Raw genomic sequence first — 23,544 nt, forward strand, 5'->3', positions numbered from 1 at the left:
AGTTTCGCGGCTTCGTGGATCGACGAGTATCTTGGCGGATACCTCCAGAAGTTACGCTAGGTACTATGCTCTCGTGAACGCTGTATCCCCTCCCTACGCCCTCACCCCGTTCGGGCGTTGAGGAAGGGGGCTTAGCGCCTCAATTCAGCTAAACACGACGTTCATTAGGTCGCGTGCTCTTGAGAACGGCGTCCCCCTTGGTTGTTGATCGCGAATCGACGCCGCATCTTCTTCAATGAGTACGCCGTGCGTCCCCTTGCGGAGGACGAGCATCTTTTGATTGGGCATGCTCCTGCTATTCGCACGAGTAGTCATACGACTCACTAGGGCAGTTAGACATAGTTTACTGACTACTCGAATACATTTATCCCTACATTCGCGAGAACGCATAGATTCTACGAAGAATTGTGAGCCGTGTGAGAACGGCTACACAGCGTCGCCCTGATCATCGAGCCACGCCCGAATGAACGGGATAGAAAGCGAGAGCACCGCAAGCATGAGGATCGCTAGCGGGAGCGGGTCCGTGTAGAAGATATCAATCGATCCCCCGGAAATGGTAAGCGCTCGGCGAAGGTTCGACTCGGCGATCGGGCCGAGAATTAGCCCAAGCACCATCGGAGCGAGCGGGTAACCCTCGGCGTTCATCGCGTAGCCAAGCACACCGGCCGCGAGCATCACCCAGATATCGAACTGCGTGCCACGGAGCGCGTACGCGCCCACAACACAGAGGACAAGAATAGCCGGCCAAAGATACTGCGAAGGGACGTTGATGAGACGCGCCCAGTAGCGTGCTCCGACCAGCCCGCTGACGAGAATCAGGACGTAGACGAGGAAGAACCCGACGAAAACAGCGTAGACGAGTTGTGACTCATTCTGGAAGAGCGACGGCCCTGGCCGGATGCCGTGAACCATGAGAGCTCCGATAAGAATCGCGGTAACGGAGTCGCCTGGAATACCGAGCGTTAGCGTCGGGATGAGCGCACCACCCGTGCTTGCGTTATTCCCAGATTCGGAGGCGGCGACGCCGCGAATATTTCCCTCGCCGAAAGGTGGTTCAGAGTCGCCCAGCCAGCGCGACGCCTCATTGTACGTGACGAACGAGGCGATGTCACCGCCAGCTCCCGGAATCGCACCGATAATCGCGCCAGCGACACTGGAGAAGAACGTCACGCCGCGGATGGCGTGGAGATCCTCTATACTCGGCAAAATCCCATCAATCGTCTGTTCGACCTGTTGTCTGTGGATCCCGATGCGATAACGGCGTAGGGCCTCGGCGACGCCAAAGAGTCCGATCATTACGGCGATAAACTGGATACCCGCAGTCAGTGGCGTAAAGCCGAAGGTAAATCGGGGATAGCCGAGCGCCGGGTCAAGGCCGACAGTGGCGAGCAGCATTCCGACCAGCCCCGATAGCAGCCCCTTCACGAGTGAGTCGCCACTTACGCTGGCGATGATCGTGAGCCCAAAGAAGGCGAGTGCGAAATACTCAGCGGAGCCGAATTCGATGGCGATCTGCGCGATCTGCGGCGAGAGGAACGCGAGCAGAACCACGCTCACTGCGCCGCCAACGAACGAGGCAACGGTCGCGATCGAAATCGCGCGTCCCGCCTCCCCGCGCTCGGCGAGCGGGAACCCGTCGAACACGGTTGCTGCGGCGCTCGGCGTGCCCGGTGTCCGAATGAGGATGGCCGGGATCGAGCCAGCGTAGAGCGCGCCCCCATAAATCCCGAGGAGGAGCATCAGTCCCTCAATAGGCTGCATCCCGAAGGTGAATGAGACGAGAACCGCGACGGTCATCGTTGCGGTCATCCCGGGGAGAGACCCCATAGTAATCCCGATAGCGACACCAGCCACTATGAGGAGTAGTACCGTTGGCTGGAGGACGAGGTCGGCTCCTGCGAGAAGGTTCGCGATGACATCAACCATTCAGATCACCCCTAACATTCCGGGCAGCATCTGTGAAATCGGGAACACGGAACTTTCCGGGAGTGGCACATGCAGGAAGTTTACGAAGACGTAGAACAACACAAGCGAGATAGACACAGTTATTGGCACTGTGATCCGGAACGCATGTGCACCAGAGTACCACATCATCACAGTAAGGAACACGATTGTCCCGGCGAGGAACCCGAAGAGTGGCATAAGTACGACGTACGCGACGAGGAGCACGAGTGGGATTACGACGCGGACGACTTGGTCGCGCTTGACGTGGTGGCGCTCGACCGCCTCGTTCTGGACGGTCTGCACAAGTTGAACGATCGAAAGCAGCGCGATTGCTGCCGCGATGAGACGAGGGAAGAAGGCCGAGCCCGGCGCACCTGTCGGTCCGCTCGGATATCCACTGCTGGCGACGTAAACCCCCACAGCGACGGCTAGTAGTAGGACGGACGCGATCGCGTCGGAGTGTTTTACCTCAATCGACATCCTGTGTGTTTCACTTGTTGCCGAGGTCAAGCCCTTCGATGATCTCGCCGAAACGATCATATTCGGAGTCCATGAAGGACTCGAACTCTTCGGTGTCGCGGTAAACGAGCCCGAATCCGTTCTGGTTCATGAACTCTTGGAACTCATTGGAGTCGTACACTGACTTGTAGGCGTCGTGGAGCTCCGTAATGCGCTCCTCAGGTGTGTCCTTTGGGACGGTGAGTCCGCGCCACGCACCCATCGTGAAGTCGTAGCCCTTCTCCTTGAGCGTCGGGACTTCCTGGAAGATGCTGACACGCTCGTCACCCATGACACCGAGAACCTTCAGCGGCCCGCCGTCTTTGACCTGCGGGGCAACTTCGGCGGCGCTGGCAGCGGTCGCCTCCACCTCACCGTTAACGACGGCCTTTGTCGCCGGGGAGCCACCGTCGTAGCCGATGTGCCGGACGTCGATTCCGGCTTCCTGTGCGAACCCAGCGGCAGAAAGGTGCCAGATCGCGCCGATACCGGAGTTCGAAATCTTGATCTCACCGGGGTTGTCCTTTGCGTAATCGACGAATTCGCCGATAGTGTCGTAGGGGGCATCCCTGGGAACCGTGATGGATGCCGGATCGAAGTTGTACTGGATGACGCCACGGAGGTCGGTGGGGTTGACGTCTGCGATGCCAAGGTGCGAGATGGTACAGATTTCAACGGTCGTTACGCCAACCGTGTGCCCATCGGGTTCGGCGTTGGCGATTGCATTGAAGCCAATACTCCCGCTCCCGCCAGTCTTGTTTGTGACGTAGAACGAGGTGTCCATGTAGTCGCCGGCAAGCGATGCTAGCTTCCGGCCAGTCCGGTCGGTGCCGCCACCGGCAGCCCATGGACAGATCATCTTGATTTGTTCGCTCGGGTACCCACTGCCGGAGCCACCACTGCTGGTGCCGGACCCGGATCCTCTACCACCCATACAGCCGGCAAGCGCCGTAATACCGACGCCACCACCGATCTGAGCGAATCGCCGTCGAGACAGACGTGAATCAGTCATTGGCTCGCCTCCGAAGCCGTATCCGTTGCCTGATTAGTAGCGTTATGTGCCACCATCATTGGATCAATAGTGTTCTGCACTGTCATTGTGCCCAACACACAACTATCATGTAGAATAAGGAGAGAATATATACCTTTCGATAGAGGGCACCACGCCGCCGTCTGGCTATTTTGTGGTACACTGAATATTATCGCCTTATCCGTTGAAACAATTGTCATGTCGAATAGCGGTATAATTGGCTGATATCACGGGTTAGAAAGGTGAAGTCGAGGAATTCGACTCTGACTATGGAGGTCAACCCCCCGTTGAGCAGTGTTGGCAGTTAGATAAACAAGCGTGGGAGAAGCACGTTGTTCTACACCGTCTTCACCTCGAAGACGGCCACAGCTACCGCGAAACGCTGAGTCGGCTGAAATATATGGCCGAGGCTGTGTCGAAATCCTATGGTGTTAACATCATTCGTGTTCCCGAGAGGTTCACTGGCGTCGTGCCCTCTACCGTCGTCTCTCCCCGGCGGGCCGCGCCCGCGTCCTCGCCGAGCTCGGACAGCCCAAATGCTTGCATCGCCAGTACCTCCGCGATTGTGAAGCAGTCGTGCACCTCCAACAGGTCCACCTCCTCGATCGACCGGTCGACAATCTCGAGCGCGCCGAGCCGCGTCGGCCGTCGCCGGCGTCTCGATGAGCGACTCGCAGCTTGAAGCGCCAGTGCATCCGCCCCAAGCTCCGTGCCCGTAATCCGGTACGACGCGTCCGAGGCGACATCATCGCTAGCGAGCATGAGCGCGCTGGCCCTTCACCGCGACGTGGGCGAGAGCAGATTGAGGAACACGACCCCACATGGGAAGAGCTCGCCGGCTTCGACGACGTACTCGCGTAGGAGTGTGACTACGGCCTAGAGGGACTAACTGACGTCGATATGGACGGGTAACCGACGCCACGACCTATCTGATCCGAATAATTATGAGAGTCCCCCTCGCAGTGGTTATCGATGCTACAGACACAAAACGTTGCGATCGTTGGAGCCGGCAACATGGGCCACGGATTCGCCGCCCACTTCGTCATCCAAGACAAAGACGTCACGCTGATCGACCACCGTCAACCGAATCTTGATGAGGCCGAGGCGCAGATCCGAGATGTCGTCGCCTTCCTCCGTGAGGAGGGGCTCACCGAGCTGTCGCCGGACGATGTCGTCGATGCCATCGACTTCACTCTCGACACCGCGGCGGGCGTCGATGGCGTCGATCTCGTCGTCGAGACAGTCTCCGAGGACCTCGACACCAAACACGAGGTGTTCGCTGACTTCGCACCCGCGGCACCCGACGAAGCACTTCTCGCTTCGAACACCTCGGGGATCCCGATCACGGACATCGCCAAAGGCGTCCCGGAGTACGCAGAGCGCGTGGTCGGCTGTCACTGGTGGTTCCCGCCGTATCTCCTGCCGACCGTCGAGGTAATCCGTGGCGAGCTGACGAGCGACGAGACGCTCGAGCGCATGGAGGCGTTCGTCGAGAGCGTCGACCGCATCCCACTAACCGTCGAAAAGGACGCCCCGGGATTCCTCTGGAATCGCATTCAGCACGCGCTGTTCCGCGAGGCCATCCATATCGCCGAGGAAGGCATCGCCTCGCTTGAGGACGTCAATCGTGCGATCCGCGACGGGTACGCGATTCGGACGGCCGCCATCGGCCCCATCGAGACGATCGACATCGCCGGGCTCGATCTCACGCAGACGGTTGGCGACGACCTCTACCCCCACCTCTGTGACGACGACGAGACGAGCGACCTCTTCGATGAATACCTCGAACGCGGGCGCGGCGGGATCGAGGACGGCGCCGGGTTCTTCGAGTATGATGAGGACCCGAGCGGGATCACACAGGCGCGCGACGAACAGGTGATGGCCATCCGCCGCGCGCTCACGGGCGAGGCCGGACTTGGGGCCGACGAGTAGTCAAACCTTGGCCCAGAGGTTCTTTTTCTGGAGCTGTTGGAGCTTGTGGATGAACGAGTCCTTATCGACTTCGACGTCGTCGTACGTGACGTACTCGTCCCGTGTGACGTCGCCGGTCACCGACGCTTCGTCAAGTACTTCGAGGGGGATGGCCCTCTCGGCCGCAGCTGTATCCGCGTCGACGAGCTGCCCGTAGACCGTGTACCCGTCGCCGCCGTCGATTTCGTGCTGGGTTCGAAATCGCGTCCGGCCGCCCCGACCCCCGCTCAAGCGAACCACGTCGGACTTACGAGTATCTGAGTGGGAACCGTTCTCGGTTCTTTTGGCGTGTAGAAATCCTCGGCACTGTCTAGTTAAGGCTCTGCCATGCAATAGTTCACACACTGAGACTGGTGTAGTTAAAGCTGAAAAGTAAGGCGGTACGATTTGCTAATGCTCAATGCCAGAAATCGACCGCCTCATCGGGGGTAGCGACTGCTTCGAGTTAGCGTTTGTGGAGCGAGAAGCGACATCGAGCTGGGCGATGAAACTCGGTATTTGTCTCCATCTCGCGGGTCCTATCACTTCCGAATACCATATCTGAAATTGAGAAGTTCGGTGTCAAACGTACGCGATCTACCGTGCACAACTGGGTGCAGAAGCCGGTCTACGGCCAGCCGAAGGCAAAAGCCCGGATCACGTCGCGCTTGACGAAACGGTGATCTGGATCAACGGTCAGCAGTTCTGGCTGTATGCCGTTACCAGAAACCCATAGGTTTCTGGTTAGCGAACGAGACGCGAAGCGTCTCGTCAACGTCGTCAATCCGAAGACAAAAACAAATTCCGTCATTCCAGGCTGTTTACGGCGATTATAACGGCATTAACGCAGCAGTGTCTTCGGGAGCCTCGTGAGAAACACGACGTCAAAGACGTCCCCAGAAATCAGTGATTTCTGGTGTGCGAATGAGACGCAGGGCGTCTCGTTAACGCCGTGTTTCTCGTCGATCATGCCCAACATCTAGCGGCCGCACTCCAATAAGCGGGACTCCGATTTCAGACGGTTCGCCATGGAAATCGGAACGCTGTCGAACGTATCTTTCAAGAAATAAAACGATGTACTTCCTCGTTCAGAAATAGTTTCAGCCATGTCGGTCCAGCAACCGCAGAAACGTGGTTGCAAGCCTTCGCCGTCTGGTGGAACCCGCTTAACTAAACACGACGCCGTATGCATTGAGAAGGCCGGTCTCATCTTCCGGCGTCTTTGACTGAGTATCGCTGCAGACGATATACTCGCGTTCTCCTCGCCGAGTTACCACACGAATTATACACCTCGCCCCGCTCTCGCCTGTATGGACCGCCGTAGGTTCCTCGCGGCTTCGATGGCGCTTTTCAGCGGCTGTGCGGGCGGTGACGGGTCGAATCACGCCTCCTCAACTGCCGCGGACAACGTCACCCCTGCGTTCGAGCCGCTCCCGGAGAGCGACTGGGAGCGGGCCGATGACCCGTCGGAGTGGGAGCAGGCAGCCGAGGAGCGCATCGAGCGCCATCGCTGTAGCGACGTGACCGTTACGGTCATTCGTGACGGCGAGCCTGTGTCAAACGCCGACGTTCGCCTTCGCCTCCACCGGCACGCCTACGACTTCTCGACGGCGTACAACGTCGCGCGCCACTGGTCGAGCGACCCTAGCGACCCGTATCGCCGCTGGGTCTCTCGGCTGTTCAACGAGGCGGTCTTCGAGAACGCCTACAAGTGGCGACAGTGGACGCGATCCGACGGTCACGAGCGGACACACGGCGTCATCGTCTTCCTGCGCGCGAACGACGTGGCCGTCGCCGGCGCGCCGGTCGTCTGGCAGAACCACGAGAAAGACGTCCTCCCCGACGGGGTTTGGGACGCCTACGAGGCCGGCGACACCGAGCGTCTCCGGCGGCTCATCGACGACCACATCCGCTCGCTCATCGGTCACAACGCCGGCGATCACGGCGTTTCGGACTGGGTCCTGGTGAACGAACAGCTCGGCTTCCACGACTTCACGGACCTGCTGTCCGATGCCCCGCCGACGCGCTCGCCGCCGCTGCGTCGCTGGTTCGCCATCGCGCGCGACGCCGCCCCCGACGCGACGCTCGCCGTCAACGACTACGACATCCTCACGCTCGATCGTCCCGACCACCGCGATCGGTACGCCGACCTCGTCACGTACCTCCTCGGTGGGGAGGCCCCACCCGATGAGGTCGCGTTCCAGTCACACGTCACGACGCCCGAGGGATCCATCGGTCCGGCCGAGCAGTACGCGCGCCTCGATCGCTTCGCCGGCCTCGGCGACGTCGACCTCGTCGTCTCGGAGTTCGACACGCCCGGCATCACGGACGAAGACGCGGCGGGCGACTATCTCTACCGGACGCTCAAAACGGTGTACAGCCACCCGGCGAGCGCGGGGTTTCGCGTCTGGGGCTACTGGGACGAGCAACACTGGGCCGGCGACGCCCCGCTGTTCCGCTCGGACTGGTCGAAAAAACCCGGTTACCACGCCTACACCGATCTCGTCTTCGATCAGTGGTTCACCGACGCCCAAGGGACGACGGACGCCGCCGGCGAGTTCACGACGACCGCCGACCTCGGCCGCTACGACCTCCGCGTCGCCACCGGTTCGGAGACGTTCAGCGATGTTCGAGCGGTAACGGACCCCGACGGCGAGACGCGCCTCCGCGTCGAACTCTGATACGTCCCCCCGCCCCCTGAAACGTGCCTGTCGGTGGAGTCGCCGGCCGCCGGTTTCGGCCGTTACGCGCTCCGGACCGCGGTCGCCAACATCTCGATCGGCGTCGGCGGACGCTCCGCCTCCTCGTCACGGTCGCCGAGTTGCGTGCGACACGACGCGCCCGGCGCGACGACCCGGTCGCCGTCGCTCTCCTCGACTTGCTCGAAGAGCACGTCGCCGATCGCGTCGCTCATCGACGTGTGTTCGGCCTCGTAGCCAAAGGAGCCCGCCATCCCGCAACAGCCCGAGTCGAGCGGGTCCACCTCGTAGCCCGCGCGGCGCAGCGCGCCAATGGCGTGGTGGTCCTTCTTCACCGACTTCTGGTGACAGTGGCCGTGGTAGGTCAGCGTCTCGCTCGGATCGCGGGTGTCCAGCCCCTCCACGAGCCGGTTGGCGTCGAGGTACTCCATGACGTCGTAGGTGTTCGCGGCGAGCTCCTCGACGCGCTCGCCCGTGAGGAGGTCGAGGTAGTCGTGCTGGAACATCACGGCGTCCGAGGGCTCGACGAGCACGACGTCCCACCCCTCCGCGACGCGTGGATGGAGCTCCGCGACGTTCTCCGCCGCCGTCGCACGCGACGTATCGAGGAACCCCTTCGAGTGGGCGGGCCGGCCGCTGTCCGTCCGCTCCGCGAGGTCGACGTGGACGCCCGCCGCCTCCAGTACCTCGACCGTCGCTTTCCCGACCTCGGGGTGGCTGTAGTTCGTGTAGGTATCGACGAAGAAGACGACACGGTGGTCGGCTTCGGCCTCCGAGATGCGCGAGCCGCCACGCGCCTCGAACCAGTCGTGCAGCGTCTGTGCGCGGAACGAAGGAAGGGTGCGCTCCGACGTGATGCCGAGCGTCCGTTCGAGGAGCGCGCGCGAACCCGGCACCTTCGTCGCGAGGTTCGCGAGCGGCGCGAACGTGGAGCCGAGCTTCGAGAGCGTATCGACGTTCGCGAAGACGCGATCGCGGAGGCTCGCGCCCTCGCGCTGGTGGTACTCGTGGGTGACTTCGGCCTTCATCTTCGCCATGTCGACCTCGCTCGGGCAGTCGTTCGAGCAGCCCTTACAGCCGATGCAGAGGTCCATCACCTCGTGCATGAACTCGACGTCGAACTGCTCCTCGGGGAGGTCGCCGCTCATCGCCTGGCGCAGGAGGTTCGCGCGGCCGCGCGTCGCCTGGATCTCCTCGTCGCTTGCACGATACGTCGGGCACATCACGCCGCCGCCCGTGTCCTGATCGGTGCGACAACCCCCGCAGCCGTGGCAGAGCTCGACCATCCCCTCGAAGCCGTTGTCGTTCTCCCAGGCGAGCTCGGGCTCGAAGCCGGCGTCGAACTCGTAGTCGGGGTCGTAGCGCAGGTCCTCCGTCATCGAGACGCGCCGCGCGCGCTCGGGAACGCCCTCGGGGAGCGTCTCGTCCGGATCGTAGCCACAGACCTGCCCGGGGTTGAGCAGCCAGTTGGGGTCGTACGCGCTCTTGAGCTCGCGGAACGTCTCCCAGAGCTCGCGCCCGTAGAGCTTCTCGTTCCACTGGGTACGCGCGCGGCCGTCGCCGTGTTCGCCGGACACCGAGCCGCCGAGCTCGACGACGAGGTCCGTCACCTCGTCCGCGATGCTCTCGTAGGCTGCGAGCCCCTCTTCCGTTTTCGTCGTGACGAGCGGCCGGATGTGCAGGACACCCGGCCCCGCGTGGCCGTAGAACGCCCCGAAAGTGTCGTGATCCGCGAGGATCTCCCGGAAGCCCGCGACGTACTCGGGCAACACCTCGGCGGGCACCGCACAGTCCTCGATGAAGGAGAGGTGTTTTTCGTCCGTCGTCCGCGAGAGCAGGATCGGGTTGCCGGCCTTTCGGAGCTTCCACACCCGCCCGCGCTCCTCCTCGCCGTGGGCCTCGATGGCGTCCATCGCCGACGTTCCGACGCGGTCGGCGACGAGCGCGTCCACTTTCTCGCGGCCCGCTTCGTCGTTCTCGGCGTAGAACTCCACGAGAAGCGCCGCGCGCGTCCCCTCGGGCAGCATCTCGACGACGTCGCGGAACTCCGAGGTGTCGCCCGCGAGGTCGATCAGCGTGTCGTCGATGAACTCCACGGCCGCCGGGTCGTGTTCGAGCACCTCGGTGACGTCCTCGACCGCCGCCGAGAGTTCGTCGTACGTGAGGAGCGCGACGGCCTTCGTCTCCGGGACGGGTTCGAGTGACACCGTCGCCTCCGTGATGATCGCGAGCGTCCCCTCACTGCCCGCGAGCAGTCGCGCGAGATTCACCGTCGCGTCGTCCGGCAGCGCCTCGTCCTCCGCGACCCCCTCGTAGGCCTCCGCAACGAGCATGTCGAAGTTATACCCGGAGACGTTGCGCTTCAACTCGGGGTAGCGCGCGTCGATCTCCGCGCGCTCGTCCTCGAGGACGTCGAGCACGTTCGCATGGATGCGCGCCTCGATGTCTCCCGCTGCGTCCACATTCTCGCGGAGCTCGCCGACCGACACCTCACCGAAGCGCGTGACGCTCCCGTCCGCGAGGACGGCTTCGAGCTCCTCGACGTAGGCGTCCGTCTTCCCGTACTTCAGCGAGTGCGACCCCGTCGAGTTGTTGCCGATCGCGCCGCCGATGACGCTCCGGTCGCCCGCCGCGGGGTCCGGCGCGAACTTCAGGTCGTAGACGGAGAGCCCCTCGTTCAGCCGCGCGAGCGTGATGCCGGGCTGGACGCGTACCGTTCGCGCCTCCGGATCGGCGTCCGCCGCGCCGTCCATGTGCCGCGTGAAGTCGAGAACGACCGCTTCGTTCACCGTCTGCCCGGCGAGGCTCGTCCCGCCGCCCCGCGGGAGCACGGGGACGTCCTCTTTCGCGCAGTATTCGACGACCGCCGCGACGTCCGCCGTGTTCTCCGGGAAGACGACGCCGATCGGTGTCACTTCGTACGCGCTCGCGTCCGTCGCGTACAGCTCGCGGGAGTACGAGTCGAAACGCACCTCGCCCGCCGCGCGCCGGTCGAGTGCGTCGAGGAGTTCCGGGCGTTCGACCTCCTCGCCCGCGTAGTCGTAGTTCGTATCCGATGCTGCCGCCGGCTCCGACGGGGCCGTGTCGGTCTGTCGCGTCGTCATGTCGTTAGTGAGAGTGTGGTCGCTACCGTCATGAAAGTGCGCCGTTGGGTGCGCCGACGGGTGTGTGGTGCGCCGATCGCCCCGCTCTTGGGTTAGTCTCTGATGGAGACCAATGGGCTTCCGTGCGGGCCGCCGTTCAGCCAATCGCCGGCGCGCTGGCGTCGCTCGGTGCATCCCTGATCTCGTTGCGCGCCAGCGTCTACGTCCGCCCGCGTGAATGTCTCAGACAATATCTATAGACAACACTACTTCTCAGTATTACTGGCCAGTATGTTTGAACATCTTATTTGGAGATTCTTTAAGAACGTTCTGTATGCCGATATCGGAGATATCAACGCCGGCTGTTGGGAACCCCCTCTTAGATCTCGCTCACGCGCCGATAGTCGTCGTCGAGTGCCTGCGCGTCCTCCGGGAGGAGCGCGACGGCGATGTACGGCGCGTACTCGCGGAAGTGATCGACGAGCGCCGCGATCCGGTTCGAGTCGATGGCCTCCAGCGAGTCCAGCAGCATGAACGGACACTCCTCGTACACCTCGTGGACGAGGTAGCCCGCCAGCCCGAAGACGAGCCCGATGACCTCGCGTTCGGACTCCGAGAGGTGATCGACTGTATCCTCGTACGCCGTGCCGTCCGTGCCCATCCGGACCACATGCAGCCGGAACGCCGTCCGCTCGACCTTTCGGCGACCCTCGCGGACCTGCTCGGTGGCGCGCTCGATCCACACCCGCGAGACGTTCCCGTAGTCGAGGACGTCCAACACCGCCTCCATGTGGTCGTTGAACGACTCGACCGCCTCCGTCTCCAAGCGCTCGATCCGGGTCCGTAGCTCCGCGAGTTCGTCCGTCAGCGTCTCGCGTTTCTCCGTCAGCTCCGACTGTCGATCGACTTCCGCCTCGAGCTCCGCAATCTCGGATTCGACGTCTTCTAACTCGTCCTGCAGGTCGTTCAGCTCGAACTGGAGTTCGTTCGCCTCACGGTGGAGGTCGAGCACCGCGCTGTGTCGTCCCGCCTCCAGTTCCTCGACCGTCTCCTCCAGTTTTTCGACTGCCCCGGCCGCTTCCTCGCGCTCCGTGGTGAGACGCTCGACGTTCTCCTCGCGCGACTCGGCTTCCTCGCCGAGCGATTCGAGGCGCTGTTGGAGCTCCTCGCGACGCTCGACGCGCGTCTCGATCTCGTTGCGCTCCGACTGGACCGATTCGAGCTCGTCCGTCACCGACGAGCGCTCCTGGCGCTTCTCGCGGGCGAGTTCGCGAAGCGTATCCAGCGTCTCCTCGATCTCCTCCATCGAGACCTCGGAGCCACACGTCCAACACCGCCCGCTCGCGTGCTCCGTGCCGCTGAGGAGCGCGTCCGTCACCGCGTCCGTCCCGCCCTCGCCGTCGTCGGCGAGCAACTGGAGTACCTCGGTGTGTTCGCCCTCCAGCATCTCCTCGTTGAACTGGATGAGGCTCTGGAGTTGCGTGATCGTCGAGTCAAGGTCGCGCTTTCGATCCCGGAGCGTCGACACCTGCTCGTCGAGGTAGTCCGCGCGGTCCTCGGCTACGCCCTCCAGTTCTTCGAGGGTCTCCGCGACGTCCTCGCGCTCTTCACGCACCGACGCGAGGCTGGAGCGTTCGTTCTCCAGCCGTGAGGCGATCCGGTCGAGCTCCGCCCGTTGCTCGTTGAGGTCGTCGAGGGCGGCCTCGAGGTCGTCGCGCTCCTCGCGCGACTTATCAACGTCCGCGTCCGCGTCGTCGATCGCCGCCTGTTTTTCCTCGAGTGCTTCGCGTTTCGCCTCGATTTCGTCGAGCAACTCGACACGGCGCTCCTCCAGGTCCGGGATCCGTCGTCCCGCCGCCTTTGCGTCCTCAATCTCGTCGTCGATCCGATCGCGCTCCGCGACCAGTTCGTCGATCCGGTCGTTGATCGCCTCGGTGTCGACCGGGCGCATCACGAGCTCGCGCAGGTTCCCTTGCGTCGCCACCGCACGCCGCGCTTCGTTGTCCTCCAGCAGGAACGCGAACAGGTCAGCGACCTCGGCGTCGTCGAGGATCGGATCCCCCGAGAAGTCGACGTCGTTTCCGCGCCGCGTCAGCACGCGCGTATAGGTCTCCCCGTCGAGGTCGACTTCGACGCGTCCCTCCTCGCTGTCCCCTTTCAGGGTGGCGCGTTCGCTCCCCGAAACGGCCATGAGCGACTGCAGGAACGACGTTCGGTTCGTCGCGTTCCGTCCGACCAGCACGTTCACGCCCGGCGTGAGGCGAAGCGCCGTCTCGTCGATACCGCCGATGTTGGATACATGTACGTCGACACCCGTACCTGTCTCCCGACTCGTCTGCATACGACCACCGTACGGTACCTGCCGACTTATAGGTGTTGCAGTCTCAGTCGGCTGTCTCGACATGACAGTCGCACCCGCCGGCTGCCAGGAGGTCGCCGAACTCGTGACGCCGCCCGCACTCGTCGCATGTGACGTGCGTCGTTACGATGACGTCAAAGCCGTCGATCGCGATCTCCTCGCCGGCGAGCCGCTCGAGGTTGTTCGCCGCGATCTTCTCCGTCCGCGTCTCCAGCGAACCGACCGTGTTCCGCGTCGAGGCCACGCGATCCGCCGGCTCCGGGTTCTTCTCGACGTTCAGGCACTCGCGGAGGTGCGTGTGGATCGACTGGTGGGAGACGAAATCCCGCCTAACCGACTCGACGTCGACGCCGTCGCGTTCGAGTTGCCCGATCGCCTGCGTCCGCATCCCCGCGCTCACGTCGTCGTCCGTGAGCAGTCGATACGTGTTCTCCAACTCGCCATCGAGCACTTCGACGTTCGCCTCGCGGAGCGCCGCCTCCAACACGCGCCGGTTGAAGTACTCCTTGAGGTCTCGTAGGCTGTACGACTCGCCGCTCTCGCCACGCCACAGTGAGGCGAGCTCGTCACCGACGTCGTCGAGCCCGTACGACTCCGCGACGCGCCCGACCTTACAGTCGCACGCAGCTCCATCCGAACTCATCTATACCTCGCATAAGTCGAGGCCCATTATAGTGCTATTGGTGTCGGAGTTTACACCCCTATTCGTGTAAGCCCGAACGGACTGGACGCTGCCGTCCACTCGTCGCGTTTACCGATCGTACCCCCAGCTACGGAGGACGTCGGCGGCGTCGTCGAGGTGACGCATTCCCGCGAGATAGATCGCCTCGCGCGCGTCGAGACGGTAGACGTCCTCGCCGAGTAACTTCTCCAGGTCGCGCTCGGCGTCGCGCGCCAATGTGTCGGTTTCGTCGCGCACGAACAGCTGATGGACGTCCGGGCGCTCGTCCTTCACCTTATCGCGGCGGTAGATGTACGGGAACTCGAACTCGGACGGGACGTCGCCCGCCCCGTCGTTGCCCGCAGCCGCGTCACCCGTGTCGCCCTCTCCGGTGGCGTCCGTAGTAGCCGTCTCGGCCGCTTCAGCCGGCCCGTCGGCGTCGTCGGTGGGTTCCTGGTCCGTCTCGGTTTCGTCGTCGGCGAATGGATCGCTTGCTCCGGGTTTCATAGTCGTTCGTCCTCGGGGATATCGTCTTCGTCCGTGTTCACGTCGAACTGCGCGGAGACGTACCGTGCGAGTTCGTCGAACTGTGCGAGCGTGTCGAGTTCGCGTTCACGCACCCGCTCGCGCCCCATCGCGAACGCGTACGGCGTCACCTGCTCGTCCCACGCCCCCTCCAGCATCGCGCGGCGCTCCCGGATCTCGACGGGCGCGACCGGGAAGTCCTGCTCTTCGAGGGCCGCTTCGTACTCGGCCTGCTTCTTCGTGTTCGAGACGCGGTTCGGCACGACGGCGAGCACGCCGATCTCCACGTCGTCGAGCGCCGACTCGATGCCTTCGACGGTGTCGCGCATCCCCGCCACGGACTCCTGGCCCTTCGCCGAGAGCTCCAGCGGGATCAGCAGGTTCGACGCCGCGTACACCGCGTTGTAGACGTGTTGGCCGCCCGTCGCCGGCGGGTCGATGAGGATCGCGTCGTAGCGTGCCGGCACGTCGTTCTCCTCGAGCACGCGGCGGAGTTGGCGCTCGGGGACGAACTCCTCGCCCATATCCTCCTCCATGCGCTGGGCGCGCAGGAGGTTGCGTTCGAGCGACTCCAGCATGTTGTGGCTCGGGACGAGATCGATGCCGTCCGCGACCGTCGTCACGAGGTCGTCGAAGTCGCCCTTCGGCCGCTGGATCATGTGGCGAACGAGGTTGTCCACTTCCGGGTTCGCGCGGTCCTCGGTCGCCCCGAAGTGGTGGGTCGCCCCGCCGTCCTGCGGGTCGAGATCTACGACGAGCACGCGTTGGCCGTGTCGGGCGTGCGCGGCCGCGAGCGTGACGGTGAAGGTGGTCTTCCCCACCCCGCCTGCCTCGCTCCAGATCGTGTATGCGATCGTCGCCATACTGCGTTCCTCACCGCCACGGGGCAAGTATTTTTCGCCAATCTCTTCGGTCATACTGCTCGGTATTACCCATAGAGCGATGACGGGATAATTTGTGGGTGACTAGCGGGATAGCAGGACCATATTTATACTCACTTCTTGCGTTGGAAGCATATGGATCAGGAGCCGGATCTCGACAGATTCACATCGCGTCGGTCGACCGTCTACGCGTCAAACGGTCTCGTAGCGACGAGCCAACCGCTTGCGGCACAAGCGGGCGTTAGCCTGCTCCGCGAGGGCGGAAACGCGTTCGACGCCGCGGTTGCTACCGCTGCAACGTTGAACGTCGTCGAACCGATGAGCACGGGGCTAGGGGGAGATGTCTTCGCGCTCTATCGTACTGCTGACGGCGACGTCGGCGCGTTTCGGAGCTGTGGTGGCGCGCCTGCCGAGGCGACCCGGGAGGCAGTTCGAGAGCGGACCGCTGGGGACGAAATGCCGTCGCAAGGCCCTCTCGCCGTCACTGTCCCCGGGAGCGCTCGTGGCTGGGAGCGACTCGTCGCGGATCGCGGTCGAATGAGTCTGTCACAAGTTCTCGCTCCCGCGATTGAGTACGCGACGGAGGGGTTTCCCGTCTCCGAGGTCATCGCCGCCGCGTGGGGCCGGGCACTCTCAGTCTTCGAGCGGGAAAGCGATCGTACTCCCTTCACAATCGACGGTCGTGCACCGCGGGTCGGCGAAGTCGTGCGACTCCCAGCGCTTGGGGACACAATGCAGACGCTCGCCCGGAATGGTGCCGATGCCTTCTACGAAGGGGCGCTCGCTAACCGGATCTCGCGGACGGTACGAGAGCGCGGTGGACTCCTTTCCACCGAGGATCTCGCCGCTTTCGAGCCAGAGTACGTCGAACCAGTGTCGACGGAGTATCGGGGGGCGACGGTGTACGAACTCCCGCCGAACAATCAGGGATTAATCGCGCTCGAGGCGCTCAACATCGCGGCGGAGTTGGACATCGGTGCGTATCCGTACGAGTCGCCCGAGCGCATCCACTATCTTGCGGAAGCGCTGAAGCGGGCGTTCCACGATGGCCATTACTACATAACTGACCCGACGTGCGCGGACATCCCGGCGCTCGGCTCAAAGGCGTACGCGGCCGAACGCGCGGCGACGATCGACGAGCGGGCATCCGATGTCTCGATCGGTGGTCCGGGAGCACCGCCTGAGGACGGCGACACCGTCCTCCTCACCGTCGCAGACGAGGAGGGGAACGTAGTCACGCTCATCAACTCGATCTTCGGGCAGTTCGGAAGCGGTGTCGTTGTCCCGAACACTGGCCTCGTCCTTCAGAACCGGGGGAGCTCGTTCACACTGGACCCGGACCACCCGAACACACTCGAACCGGGGAAGCGCCCGTTCCACACGCTCATCCCGGGCCTCGTCCGCTTCGCTGCGGACGATTGGGCGGCGTTCGGCGTCATGGGTGGCTATATGCAGCCACAGGGACATGTGCAGGTGTTGATGAATCTCATCGACTACGGGATGCCACTGCAGGCCGCACTGGATGCGCCGCGCTGGCGATACCGTGAAGACGGGACGATCGCAGTCGAGGAGCGATTGGCGGATGGCACGCTCGGAAAGCTCTCCCGTCGTGGACACGACGTAGAAGTGCTCCCGCCGAGTGAGTTCGGCGGTGCACAGATCACTCGGTTACATGACGGTGTCCTCTCCGGTGCGACAGATCCGCGGAAGGATGGTTCCGCGACCGGATACTAGTGACACGAACGGGCGCAAGCAAATCGAGGGGGAGTCGCCACCACGTAGCGACAGGATCTCATCTAATCTTTGATAATACTCTATATGATATAAAGTTGTGAGGATACCGTCGTGTTTAGCTGATTCCTCGCAGCAATTACCCCCGAAGCGGTCGTAGCGATTGGACCGAGATAGATTGTGTGGAGAGACGGATATCGAGCCCGCGGATGGTGCTTTGTATTCGAGTTAAGCTAGTGTTTAGTTAAGGTTGAAAAGTGAGGCGCGGCGATTTTGTGCTGGTCTATGGCAGAGATCGCCCACCTCAGCGGTTGTAGCGATTGGATCGACTTGGATTTTGTGGAGCGAGAGCGGACACCGAGCAAGCTGATGGAGGTCGGTATTCGACTTCATCTGTCCGGACTCTCACTTTCGAATACCGTCTCAGAACTTGAGAAGTTTGGTGTCGAACGCTCGCGGAAGGCTGTTCACGACTGGGTGCAGAAGGCCGATCTACAGCCCACCAGCGATGCGAGCCCGGATCACGTCGCGCTCGACGAGACAGTGATCCGGATCAACGGTCAGCAGTTCTGGCTGTACGCTGCCGTCAATCCAGAAACGAACGAATTTCTGCATTTGAGGCTGTTTACGACAACTACGACAGCACTCACACAGCAGTTTCTGCGAGAGCTTCGTGAGAAACACGACGTCGAAGACACCGTGTTTCTCGTTGATCACGCCCAGCATCTAGCGGCCGGACTCCAGCGAGCCAGCCTCCGATTTCAGACCGTTCGTCACGGAAATCGGAATGCCGTCGAACGCGTCTTTCGAGAAATAAAACGGCGTACTTCCTCGTTTAGCAATAGTTTCAGCCACGTCAATCCAGAGACCGCCGAAACGTGGTTGCAGTCCTTCGCCGTCTAGTGGAACTCGCTTAACTAAACACGATGGACGAAACGGCACTGCTCAGATTAGAATTGAAGGATGAGGCAGCCGAATTTCTGAGTGATCTATGCCCGAAATCAGCCGCCTCAGCGGAGGTAGCGACTGCTTCGAGTTAGCGTTTGTGGAGCGAGAAGCGACACCGAACTGGGCGATGAAGCTCGGTATTCGCCTCCACCTCGCAGGACTATCACTTTCGAATACCGTATCTGAACTTGATAGATTTGGTGTCGACCGTGCACGATCCACCGTACACAACTGGGTGCAGAAGGCCGATCTACAGCCATCCGGGGGCAAAAACCCGGATCACGTCGCAGTTGATGAAACCGTGATCCAGATCAACGACCAGCAATATTGGCTGTATGCTGCTGTCGATCCCAACACGAACAAATTCCTTCATGTGAAGCTTGGTACAGCGCAAAACCGCGGTCTGTCAGAACTCTTCTTTGGCGAGCTTCGCGAGAAACACGACGTCGAAGACGTCCCCAGAAATCAGGGATTTCTGGTGTGCGAACGAGACGTCCTGCGTCTCGTTAACGCTGTGTTTCTCGTCGATGGAGCGCCGTGGCTTCAAGAAGCACTCCGCCGCCACGGCCTCCGATTCCAACACGTCACACACGGGAATCGGAATGCCGTTGAACGACTCTACAAAGAGATAAAACGACGAACAAACCAGTTTGCAAACCACTTCCGCCACGCCGACCCAGCAACCGCTGAAACATGGTTGCTCGCACAAGCCTTCTGCCAAAATCAGCTAATCTGAACAATACCACGAAACTCCCATTATCTTTTTATTTCTCGAACCAACTCAATCAGATCATGATATATCCAAACACATGAATTAAAGGATGGTTTGCGTACGTCATCATTTAGCGATAGTTTCGGTCACGGCGTGACTTAGCCGATGCTCCGGGCGACGCGGAGGGCCTTCGCGCGGAGCGTCGGATCGATGAGGACGACACCGAGATAGACGACGCCACCGGCCGCGACGAGCATGGCGAGACCGACTGGCGTAGTCGGGCCGATCACACGTTCGGCACCGAGCAGGACGCTACCCATGATGAGCGCAGCGAGGGCACACCAGCCGAGATCGTGGGTGTTCGCGTGGAGCGGCGCGAGACGGCGGAGCGCGCCCGCGACGATCAGCGTGTGGACGACGACGGCGCTCGCGGTCGCGGCGGCGGCACCGACGAGGCCGTAGCGCGGCACGAGCACGAGGTTGAGCGTGACGTTCAGCGTCGCGGAGACGACGGTGGCGACGGCACCCGCATGCGGGTGGTCGAAGGCGCGAACGGCGGCGTCGAGGACGACGTTCACGGCGGTGACGAGTTTCTCCGCGCCAAGGACGACGAACGCGAGCGCGGCGACGACGTACTCGGGGCCGAAGACGACGCCGAGTATGTCGTGACCGAAGAGGAGGATGCCGACGGCTGCCGGGATCACGAAGAACAGCGAGGCGGTGAGGGCCTCGGCGACGGTGTCGCCCGCGCGCTCGTGTTCGCCGCGCGTGTGCCACGCGCTCAACTGCGCGAAGACGGTGTTCGAGACGGCGTTCGTCACGAGGAGGAGCATCGTCGTGACGCGCCACGCCAGTTCATAGGCCGCGACGAACGCCGGCGCGAGGACGTAGCCCACGACGAGGAGGTCCATCGTGTTGTAGACGTAGCCGCCGAGCGCGCTGATGCCGTTGTACTTCGCGTAGCGAACGAGCGAGCGGAACTGCGCGCGGCCGGGGCGGGCGGGGCGCGTCGAGACGCGCGCCGCACCGAGCACGCAGAGCACGAGGTAGCTGACGACGAAGGCGTAGACGAGCGCGCGAACGCCGTAGTCGAACTGGACGAGGGTGATCGCGACGACGACGTAGACGAGGAGGCGTCCGAAGGAGAGGAGCGCGGTCTCGGCGACGCGGAGTTCCGCGCGCAGGACGTAGAGTGTGAGCAGCCCGAACTCGTAGGCGAGGACACCGACGACGAGCGCGGCGGTGAGCGGCGCGCCGACGTAGCCGTCGATAACGGGGGCGAGCGGGTAGGCGAGCACGACGAACGGACAGAGCAGGCCGATTTTGAGGACGAGCGCCGCACCGAGCGTCGCGCCGGGGTGTTCGCCCTCGCTGACGCGTTTCTCGACGGCGTCGCGGAGGCCGAAGTCGACGACGGTGGCGACGGTGCTCAACACGGCGTCGAAGAGGAAGAACACGCCGAGCGCGCTCGCGCCGAGCACCCACGCGAAGTAGACGGTTCCCGCGAAGCCGACGAGCGCGCTCAGGGCCTCGACGGCCGTGAGGAGGACGCCCGCGCGGGCGAAGTCGACCTGCCGGGTGTCGGGCGTGACGACGCCGAGCGCGGGCGAACGGGACGCGAGCGACGCCGGTGCGTCGGCCGTGTGCCGGTCGTCGCCGTCGTGCCCGGTCATTCGCGTTCCCGCAGCGACGGGTGCGTGTTGATCGTGTGGATGAGGACCGCGGTGAACAATAGGAGGACGCCGAAGACGGTGAAGGCGCTCACCGCGACGGTGAGTCCGATGGAGACCGTCCCGGTCGTGATGAAGCGCTGGACGTCGAGGGCACCGAGGAAGCTGCCGAGGAGGACGCACATCGCGCCCGGGAGGCCGACGAGCACCATCGGGTGGGTGTGTTCGAGGATCCCGCCGAGGTTCCGAAAGAGACCGAGACCGTGTTCGAGCGCGCCCTCGGTGCTCGTCCCCTCCAGGTCGTAACGGATCGTCGTCGGCACCTCCGCGAACGTGTAGCGCTCGCGATCGAGCGCGTAGAGGATGTCGGTGCTCGCCCACATCCCGTCGCCGATATCGCGCGCGTCGGCGAGCGTGCGGACCGCCTCTACGGTGTATGCCCGGTAGCCGCTCTGCGTGTCACGCACCCAATCATCCGGGAGGAAGCGGCCCATACTGAGGTTCGTGAGGAGATTGACCATGCCGAGGCCGATCGTGCGGACGAACGGCATGTCGGTCGTCGCGCCGGCCATGAACCGGTTGCCGATGACGACGTCAGCGTGCCCGTCGCGCTGGGCGGCGACAAGCGATGGAACGTCAGCGGGATCGTGTTGGCCGTCCGCGTCGAGCGTCACCGTGTGCACCGCACCGCGGCGGGCGGCCTCGCGGAAGATGGTCTTGAGCGCGCCACCGTACCCTCGGTTCCGTGCGTGCTCGACTACGGCCGCGCCGGCCTCGCGGGCGCGTTCGGCGGTGTCGTCGCCACTGCCGTCGACCACGACGAGCACCTGATCTGCGTAGCGGCGCGCCTCGCGAACTACGGTGCCAATCGTCGCTTCGGCGCGATAGGCGGGGATGGCGACGAGGACGTCCGGACCGCCGGCGGCTCGGGCGCTCGCCTCCGGGACGGCGCGCACCTCCCAGCCGTTCGCGGCGAACGCGTCGAGCGTTCGGGCGTAGTCGATCCGGGGGCACGACGGCGGTTGATGGATAATGCCAGGGTGACCGGCGGCGCGGGCTGCGGCGGCGAGCGCACGCTCTCGGGCATGTTCGGGGATCTCGTCGGTTGGGTCTGGTGGAGCAACGACGATCGCACCGAGGCGTGCGGCGAGGCGGACGGTCTCCGAATCAGTGTCGTCGGCCGTGAGATAGACGTCGAGGCCGTGCGCGTGCGCCCGGAGGATCGTCCGATAGACGGCATCGGCATGGTCGCCGGTAGCGACGACGCCGAGGGCGGGGGCCGCGGTCGTGTCACGCTCGGCGTGGAACCCGTCGACGACGAGGCCCTCGATTGCGCTCGGATCACTCACGATATCGGCGTCCGCGGGATCGACGAGTGCGAGCGCGAGCCAATCGTCGTCGGGCCCGCGCCAGCGGAGTGCGGGGTCGAGGTCGGTGCCGGCGAACGCGCCAACGTGTGCGACCTCGGGGGCGGGCAACGTGTCCCCATCGAGGGCGTCCCTGTCGGCGTCGCCACCGAGACCGTAGTAGAACGCGGCCGTCCCGCCCGGCGCGAGCGCGACGGTGGCTTCGAGTCGACCCCCGACGAGGCCAGTCTCGCTGGACGTGACGGCGAGTGGCCGATCGGCGGGGAGTCGATCGACGAGCCGGGTGACGAGCGCGTCTTCAGCCGTCGATCGGACGGCGAGGCGGACGACCGGGTGGGTGAATCCCTCGATGACGACCGTTTTTTCGAGCGTTACGTCGGCCGTGGTCGGGGCTGTCATACCGCGGGCACCCCCGCGAGCGACGCAGCCGCGGTGGCGGGTGCGTCGCCGGTCGCATTCCCTGTGTCCGGCGCGTCGCCGGTCGCGTTTTCGACATCGGTCCCCGCATCGGCGGCGTCGATGGCGACCCACCGGTGGAGTTCGCTTGCGGCGGTCCCAATCGTCGGCTCCGCCGGGACGTCGTCGCGATAGACGAGGAAGACGAGGCGTGCGTTCGGCGCGCGCTCGGTCGGCCGGACGGGTACGTCAATCGCCGCGGTCGCGTTCGCATCGACGATCCGTGTCTGCCCCGTCAGGACACGCCGTTCGGTCGGTGCCGGGAGCGTCGTGCCGTTGGTCGCGTTCGGCCCGTACGTCTCGACGACCGGAACGACGGTGGCGTTCACGGATCGCGTCCCGGGGCTCGAAACCGCGACGCGATACGTGGTCGTCGTCCCAACAGTGAGCGTCCCCGTATCGGTACTCGCGCTGTCGTTCACGGGCCCGAGGAGCGCTGCGCTCGCCGGATCGGCGTTCGTGGCGGTCGTGTCGGCGTAGACGACACCACCGGTCACGACGAGCGCGACGACGCACGCAACGGTGAGTACGGCGTCGGTGCTGGTTCCGTGGCTCCAAGATGCGACACGCGAGCGCGCGGCGGCAGGATCGACGCCGAACGCGTTCACCTGGCGACGGCGGCGGGCCCAGGCGACGACGAGGAGGGCGGCGACGAGCGCGCCGATGCCCGCGACGACCGGGCGGGCGGCGAAGCGACCGAGAAGCGCCAGCGGGAGGCCGACCGCAGCGACGACGGCGACGCTGCCGGCGAGCGAGAGGGCGAGTCGGCCGAGCGTCGACAGGCGCGGATCGTCCGGCCCCTCGGGCGTGGATTCATCGGCGGGAGCGCGACTCGGGTAGCACGCCGCGACGAACGCGTAGCCGGGCGCAACGAGAAGGGCTGGGAGCGCGAGGGGACGGAGCGGCGCGAGCGCAGGGACGAAGGCGAGCGCGACGAGAACGAGCGTCGCGACGAGGACCGCGAGGAGATCAGAGTCGGCTGCTCGCACGCGTCGCGCTGGCATATCCGGAGATGTCGACGCCGGCGAGC

General features: G+C 63.7%; 19 protein-coding genes and 2 pseudogenes. 7 read left to right on the top strand and 14 right to left on the bottom strand.

The features are described 5' to 3' along the window. Window positions 1-144: 144 nt before the first annotated feature. The 4 genes from ABDZ36_RS11130 to ABDZ36_RS11145 form a co-directional block, all read right to left on the bottom strand. A complete protein-coding gene (locus tag ABDZ36_RS11130) occupies window positions 145-288 on the bottom strand; it encodes a hypothetical protein (protein ID WP_211312029.1) in 144 nt (47 codons plus the stop codon). A 138-nt stretch (window positions 289-426) separates the two neighbouring features. Next, on the bottom strand, window positions 427-1,926 hold the full coding sequence (locus ABDZ36_RS11135) for a tripartite tricarboxylate transporter permease (RefSeq protein ID WP_211312030.1): 1,500 nt from the start codon (window positions 1,924-1,926) through the stop codon (window positions 427-429). After that, window positions 1,927-2,424, bottom strand: coding sequence for a tripartite tricarboxylate transporter TctB family protein (locus tag ABDZ36_RS11140; RefSeq protein ID WP_211312031.1), 498 nt, complete (start codon window positions 2,422-2,424; stop codon window positions 1,927-1,929). A gap of 10 nt (window positions 2,425-2,434) precedes the next feature. After that, window positions 2,435-3,454 (bottom strand): tripartite tricarboxylate transporter substrate binding protein, encoded by a 1,020-nt coding sequence (locus ABDZ36_RS11145; protein ID WP_343749316.1) that lies wholly within the window; start codon window positions 3,452-3,454, stop codon window positions 2,435-2,437. Between the two features lie 304 nt (window positions 3,455-3,758). On the opposite strand from ABDZ36_RS11145, the pseudogene ABDZ36_RS11150 reads away from it, so the two are divergent. Next, window positions 3,759-3,881, top strand: a pseudogene (locus ABDZ36_RS11150) (IS5/IS1182 family transposase); the annotation flags it as partial. A 14-nt stretch (window positions 3,882-3,895) separates the two neighbouring features. Here ABDZ36_RS11150 and ABDZ36_RS11155 read toward each other — a convergent pair. Continuing rightward, on the bottom strand, window positions 3,896-4,234 hold the full coding sequence (locus ABDZ36_RS11155) for a thiolase C-terminal domain-containing protein (RefSeq protein ID WP_211312032.1): 339 nt from the start codon (window positions 4,232-4,234) through the stop codon (window positions 3,896-3,898). Window positions 4,235-4,444: 210 nt separating this feature from the next. On the opposite strand from ABDZ36_RS11155, the gene ABDZ36_RS11160 reads away from it, so the two are divergent. Then, window positions 4,445-5,404 carry a 3-hydroxyacyl-CoA dehydrogenase family protein gene (locus tag ABDZ36_RS11160; RefSeq protein WP_211312033.1) on the top strand — a complete coding sequence of 320 codons (960 nt, stop codon included), beginning with the start codon at window positions 4,445-4,447 and terminating at the stop codon, window positions 5,402-5,404. On the opposite strand, the gene ABDZ36_RS11165 is transcribed toward ABDZ36_RS11160, so the two are convergent. Next, complete coding sequence (locus ABDZ36_RS11165; protein ID WP_211312034.1) at window positions 5,405-5,674, bottom strand: hypothetical protein; 270 nt, start codon at window positions 5,672-5,674, stop codon at window positions 5,405-5,407. Window positions 5,675-5,843: 169 nt separating this feature from the next. On the opposite strand from ABDZ36_RS11165, the pseudogene ABDZ36_RS11170 reads away from it, so the two are divergent. Beyond that, a pseudogene (locus tag ABDZ36_RS11170) lies at window positions 5,844-6,596 on the top strand (transposase domain-containing protein). Between the two features lie 136 nt (window positions 6,597-6,732). Further along, entirely contained in the window at window positions 6,733-8,103 is a 1,371-nt protein-coding gene (locus ABDZ36_RS11175) for an endo-1,4-beta-xylanase (protein WP_211312035.1), read from the top strand. A gap of 62 nt (window positions 8,104-8,165) precedes the next feature. Here the strand turns inward: ABDZ36_RS11175 and ABDZ36_RS11180 are convergent, their stop codons facing one another. From ABDZ36_RS11180 to ABDZ36_RS11200, 5 genes are all read right to left on the bottom strand, one after another. After that, the gene (locus tag ABDZ36_RS11180) at window positions 8,166-11,225 is read right to left on the bottom strand and encodes an FAD-linked oxidase C-terminal domain-containing protein (RefSeq protein WP_211312036.1); all 3,060 of its coding nucleotides are present in this window, start codon (window positions 11,223-11,225) and stop codon (window positions 8,166-8,168) included. Between the two features lie 358 nt (window positions 11,226-11,583). Continuing rightward, a complete protein-coding gene (locus ABDZ36_RS11185; protein ID WP_211312037.1) occupies window positions 11,584-13,545 on the bottom strand; it encodes an archaea-specific SMC-related protein in 1,962 nt (653 codons plus the stop codon). A 43-nt stretch (window positions 13,546-13,588) separates the two neighbouring features. Then, window positions 13,589-14,206 (bottom strand): rod-determining factor RdfA, encoded by a 618-nt coding sequence (gene rdfA / locus ABDZ36_RS11190; protein WP_211312038.1) that lies wholly within the window; start codon window positions 14,204-14,206, stop codon window positions 13,589-13,591. A gap of 108 nt (window positions 14,207-14,314) precedes the next feature. Then, window positions 14,315-14,731 (bottom strand): DUF7970 domain-containing protein, encoded by a 417-nt coding sequence (locus ABDZ36_RS11195; protein ID WP_211312039.1) that lies wholly within the window; start codon window positions 14,729-14,731, stop codon window positions 14,315-14,317. After that, the gene (locus ABDZ36_RS11200; RefSeq protein WP_211312040.1) at window positions 14,728-15,612 is read right to left on the bottom strand and encodes a ParA family protein; all 885 of its coding nucleotides are present in this window, start codon (window positions 15,610-15,612) and stop codon (window positions 14,728-14,730) included. Before ABDZ36_RS11200 ends, ABDZ36_RS11195 begins: the two co-directional genes overlap by 4 nt. 153 nt (window positions 15,613-15,765) lie before the next feature. On the opposite strand from ABDZ36_RS11200, the gene ggt reads away from it, so the two are divergent. The 3 genes from ggt to ABDZ36_RS11215 all read left to right on the top strand — a co-directional run bounded on the left by ggt (window position 15,766) and on the right by ABDZ36_RS11215 (window position 19,045). Then, a complete protein-coding gene (gene ggt / locus ABDZ36_RS11205; protein WP_211312041.1) occupies window positions 15,766-17,364 on the top strand; it encodes a gamma-glutamyltransferase in 1,599 nt (532 codons plus the stop codon). A 282-nt stretch (window positions 17,365-17,646) separates the two neighbouring features. Beyond that, entirely contained in the window at window positions 17,647-18,264 is a 618-nt protein-coding gene (locus ABDZ36_RS11210; protein WP_211312042.1) for an IS6 family transposase, read from the top strand. Between the two features lie 88 nt (window positions 18,265-18,352). Further along, a complete protein-coding gene (locus ABDZ36_RS11215) occupies window positions 18,353-19,045 on the top strand; it encodes a DDE-type integrase/transposase/recombinase (RefSeq protein WP_211312043.1) in 693 nt (230 codons plus the stop codon). Between the two features lie 134 nt (window positions 19,046-19,179). Here ABDZ36_RS11215 and ABDZ36_RS11220 read toward each other — a convergent pair whose 3' ends face one another. The 3 genes from ABDZ36_RS11220 to ABDZ36_RS11230 are packed head-to-tail and all read right to left on the bottom strand — an operon-like array spanning window position 19,180 to window position 23,518. Continuing rightward, window positions 19,180-20,694, bottom strand: coding sequence for an oligosaccharide flippase family protein (locus ABDZ36_RS11220; RefSeq protein ID WP_211312044.1), 1,515 nt, complete (start codon window positions 20,692-20,694; stop codon window positions 19,180-19,182). Beyond that, window positions 20,691-22,457, bottom strand: a complete 1,767-nt coding sequence (locus ABDZ36_RS11225) for a glycosyltransferase family 2 protein (RefSeq protein WP_211312045.1) — start codon at window positions 22,455-22,457, stop codon at window positions 20,691-20,693. Before ABDZ36_RS11225 ends, ABDZ36_RS11220 begins: the two co-directional genes overlap by 4 nt. Continuing rightward, complete coding sequence (locus ABDZ36_RS11230; protein ID WP_211312046.1) at window positions 22,454-23,518, bottom strand: DUF1616 domain-containing protein; 1,065 nt, start codon at window positions 23,516-23,518, stop codon at window positions 22,454-22,456. The genes ABDZ36_RS11225 and ABDZ36_RS11230 overlap by 4 nt, the downstream gene beginning before the upstream one ends. Between the last annotated feature and the right edge of the window lie 26 nt (window positions 23,519-23,544).

Source organism: Halarchaeum salinum, from assembly GCF_039520965.1.
GTDB classification, from domain to species: Archaea; Halobacteriota; Halobacteria; order Halobacteriales; family Halobacteriaceae; genus Halarchaeum; species Halarchaeum salinum.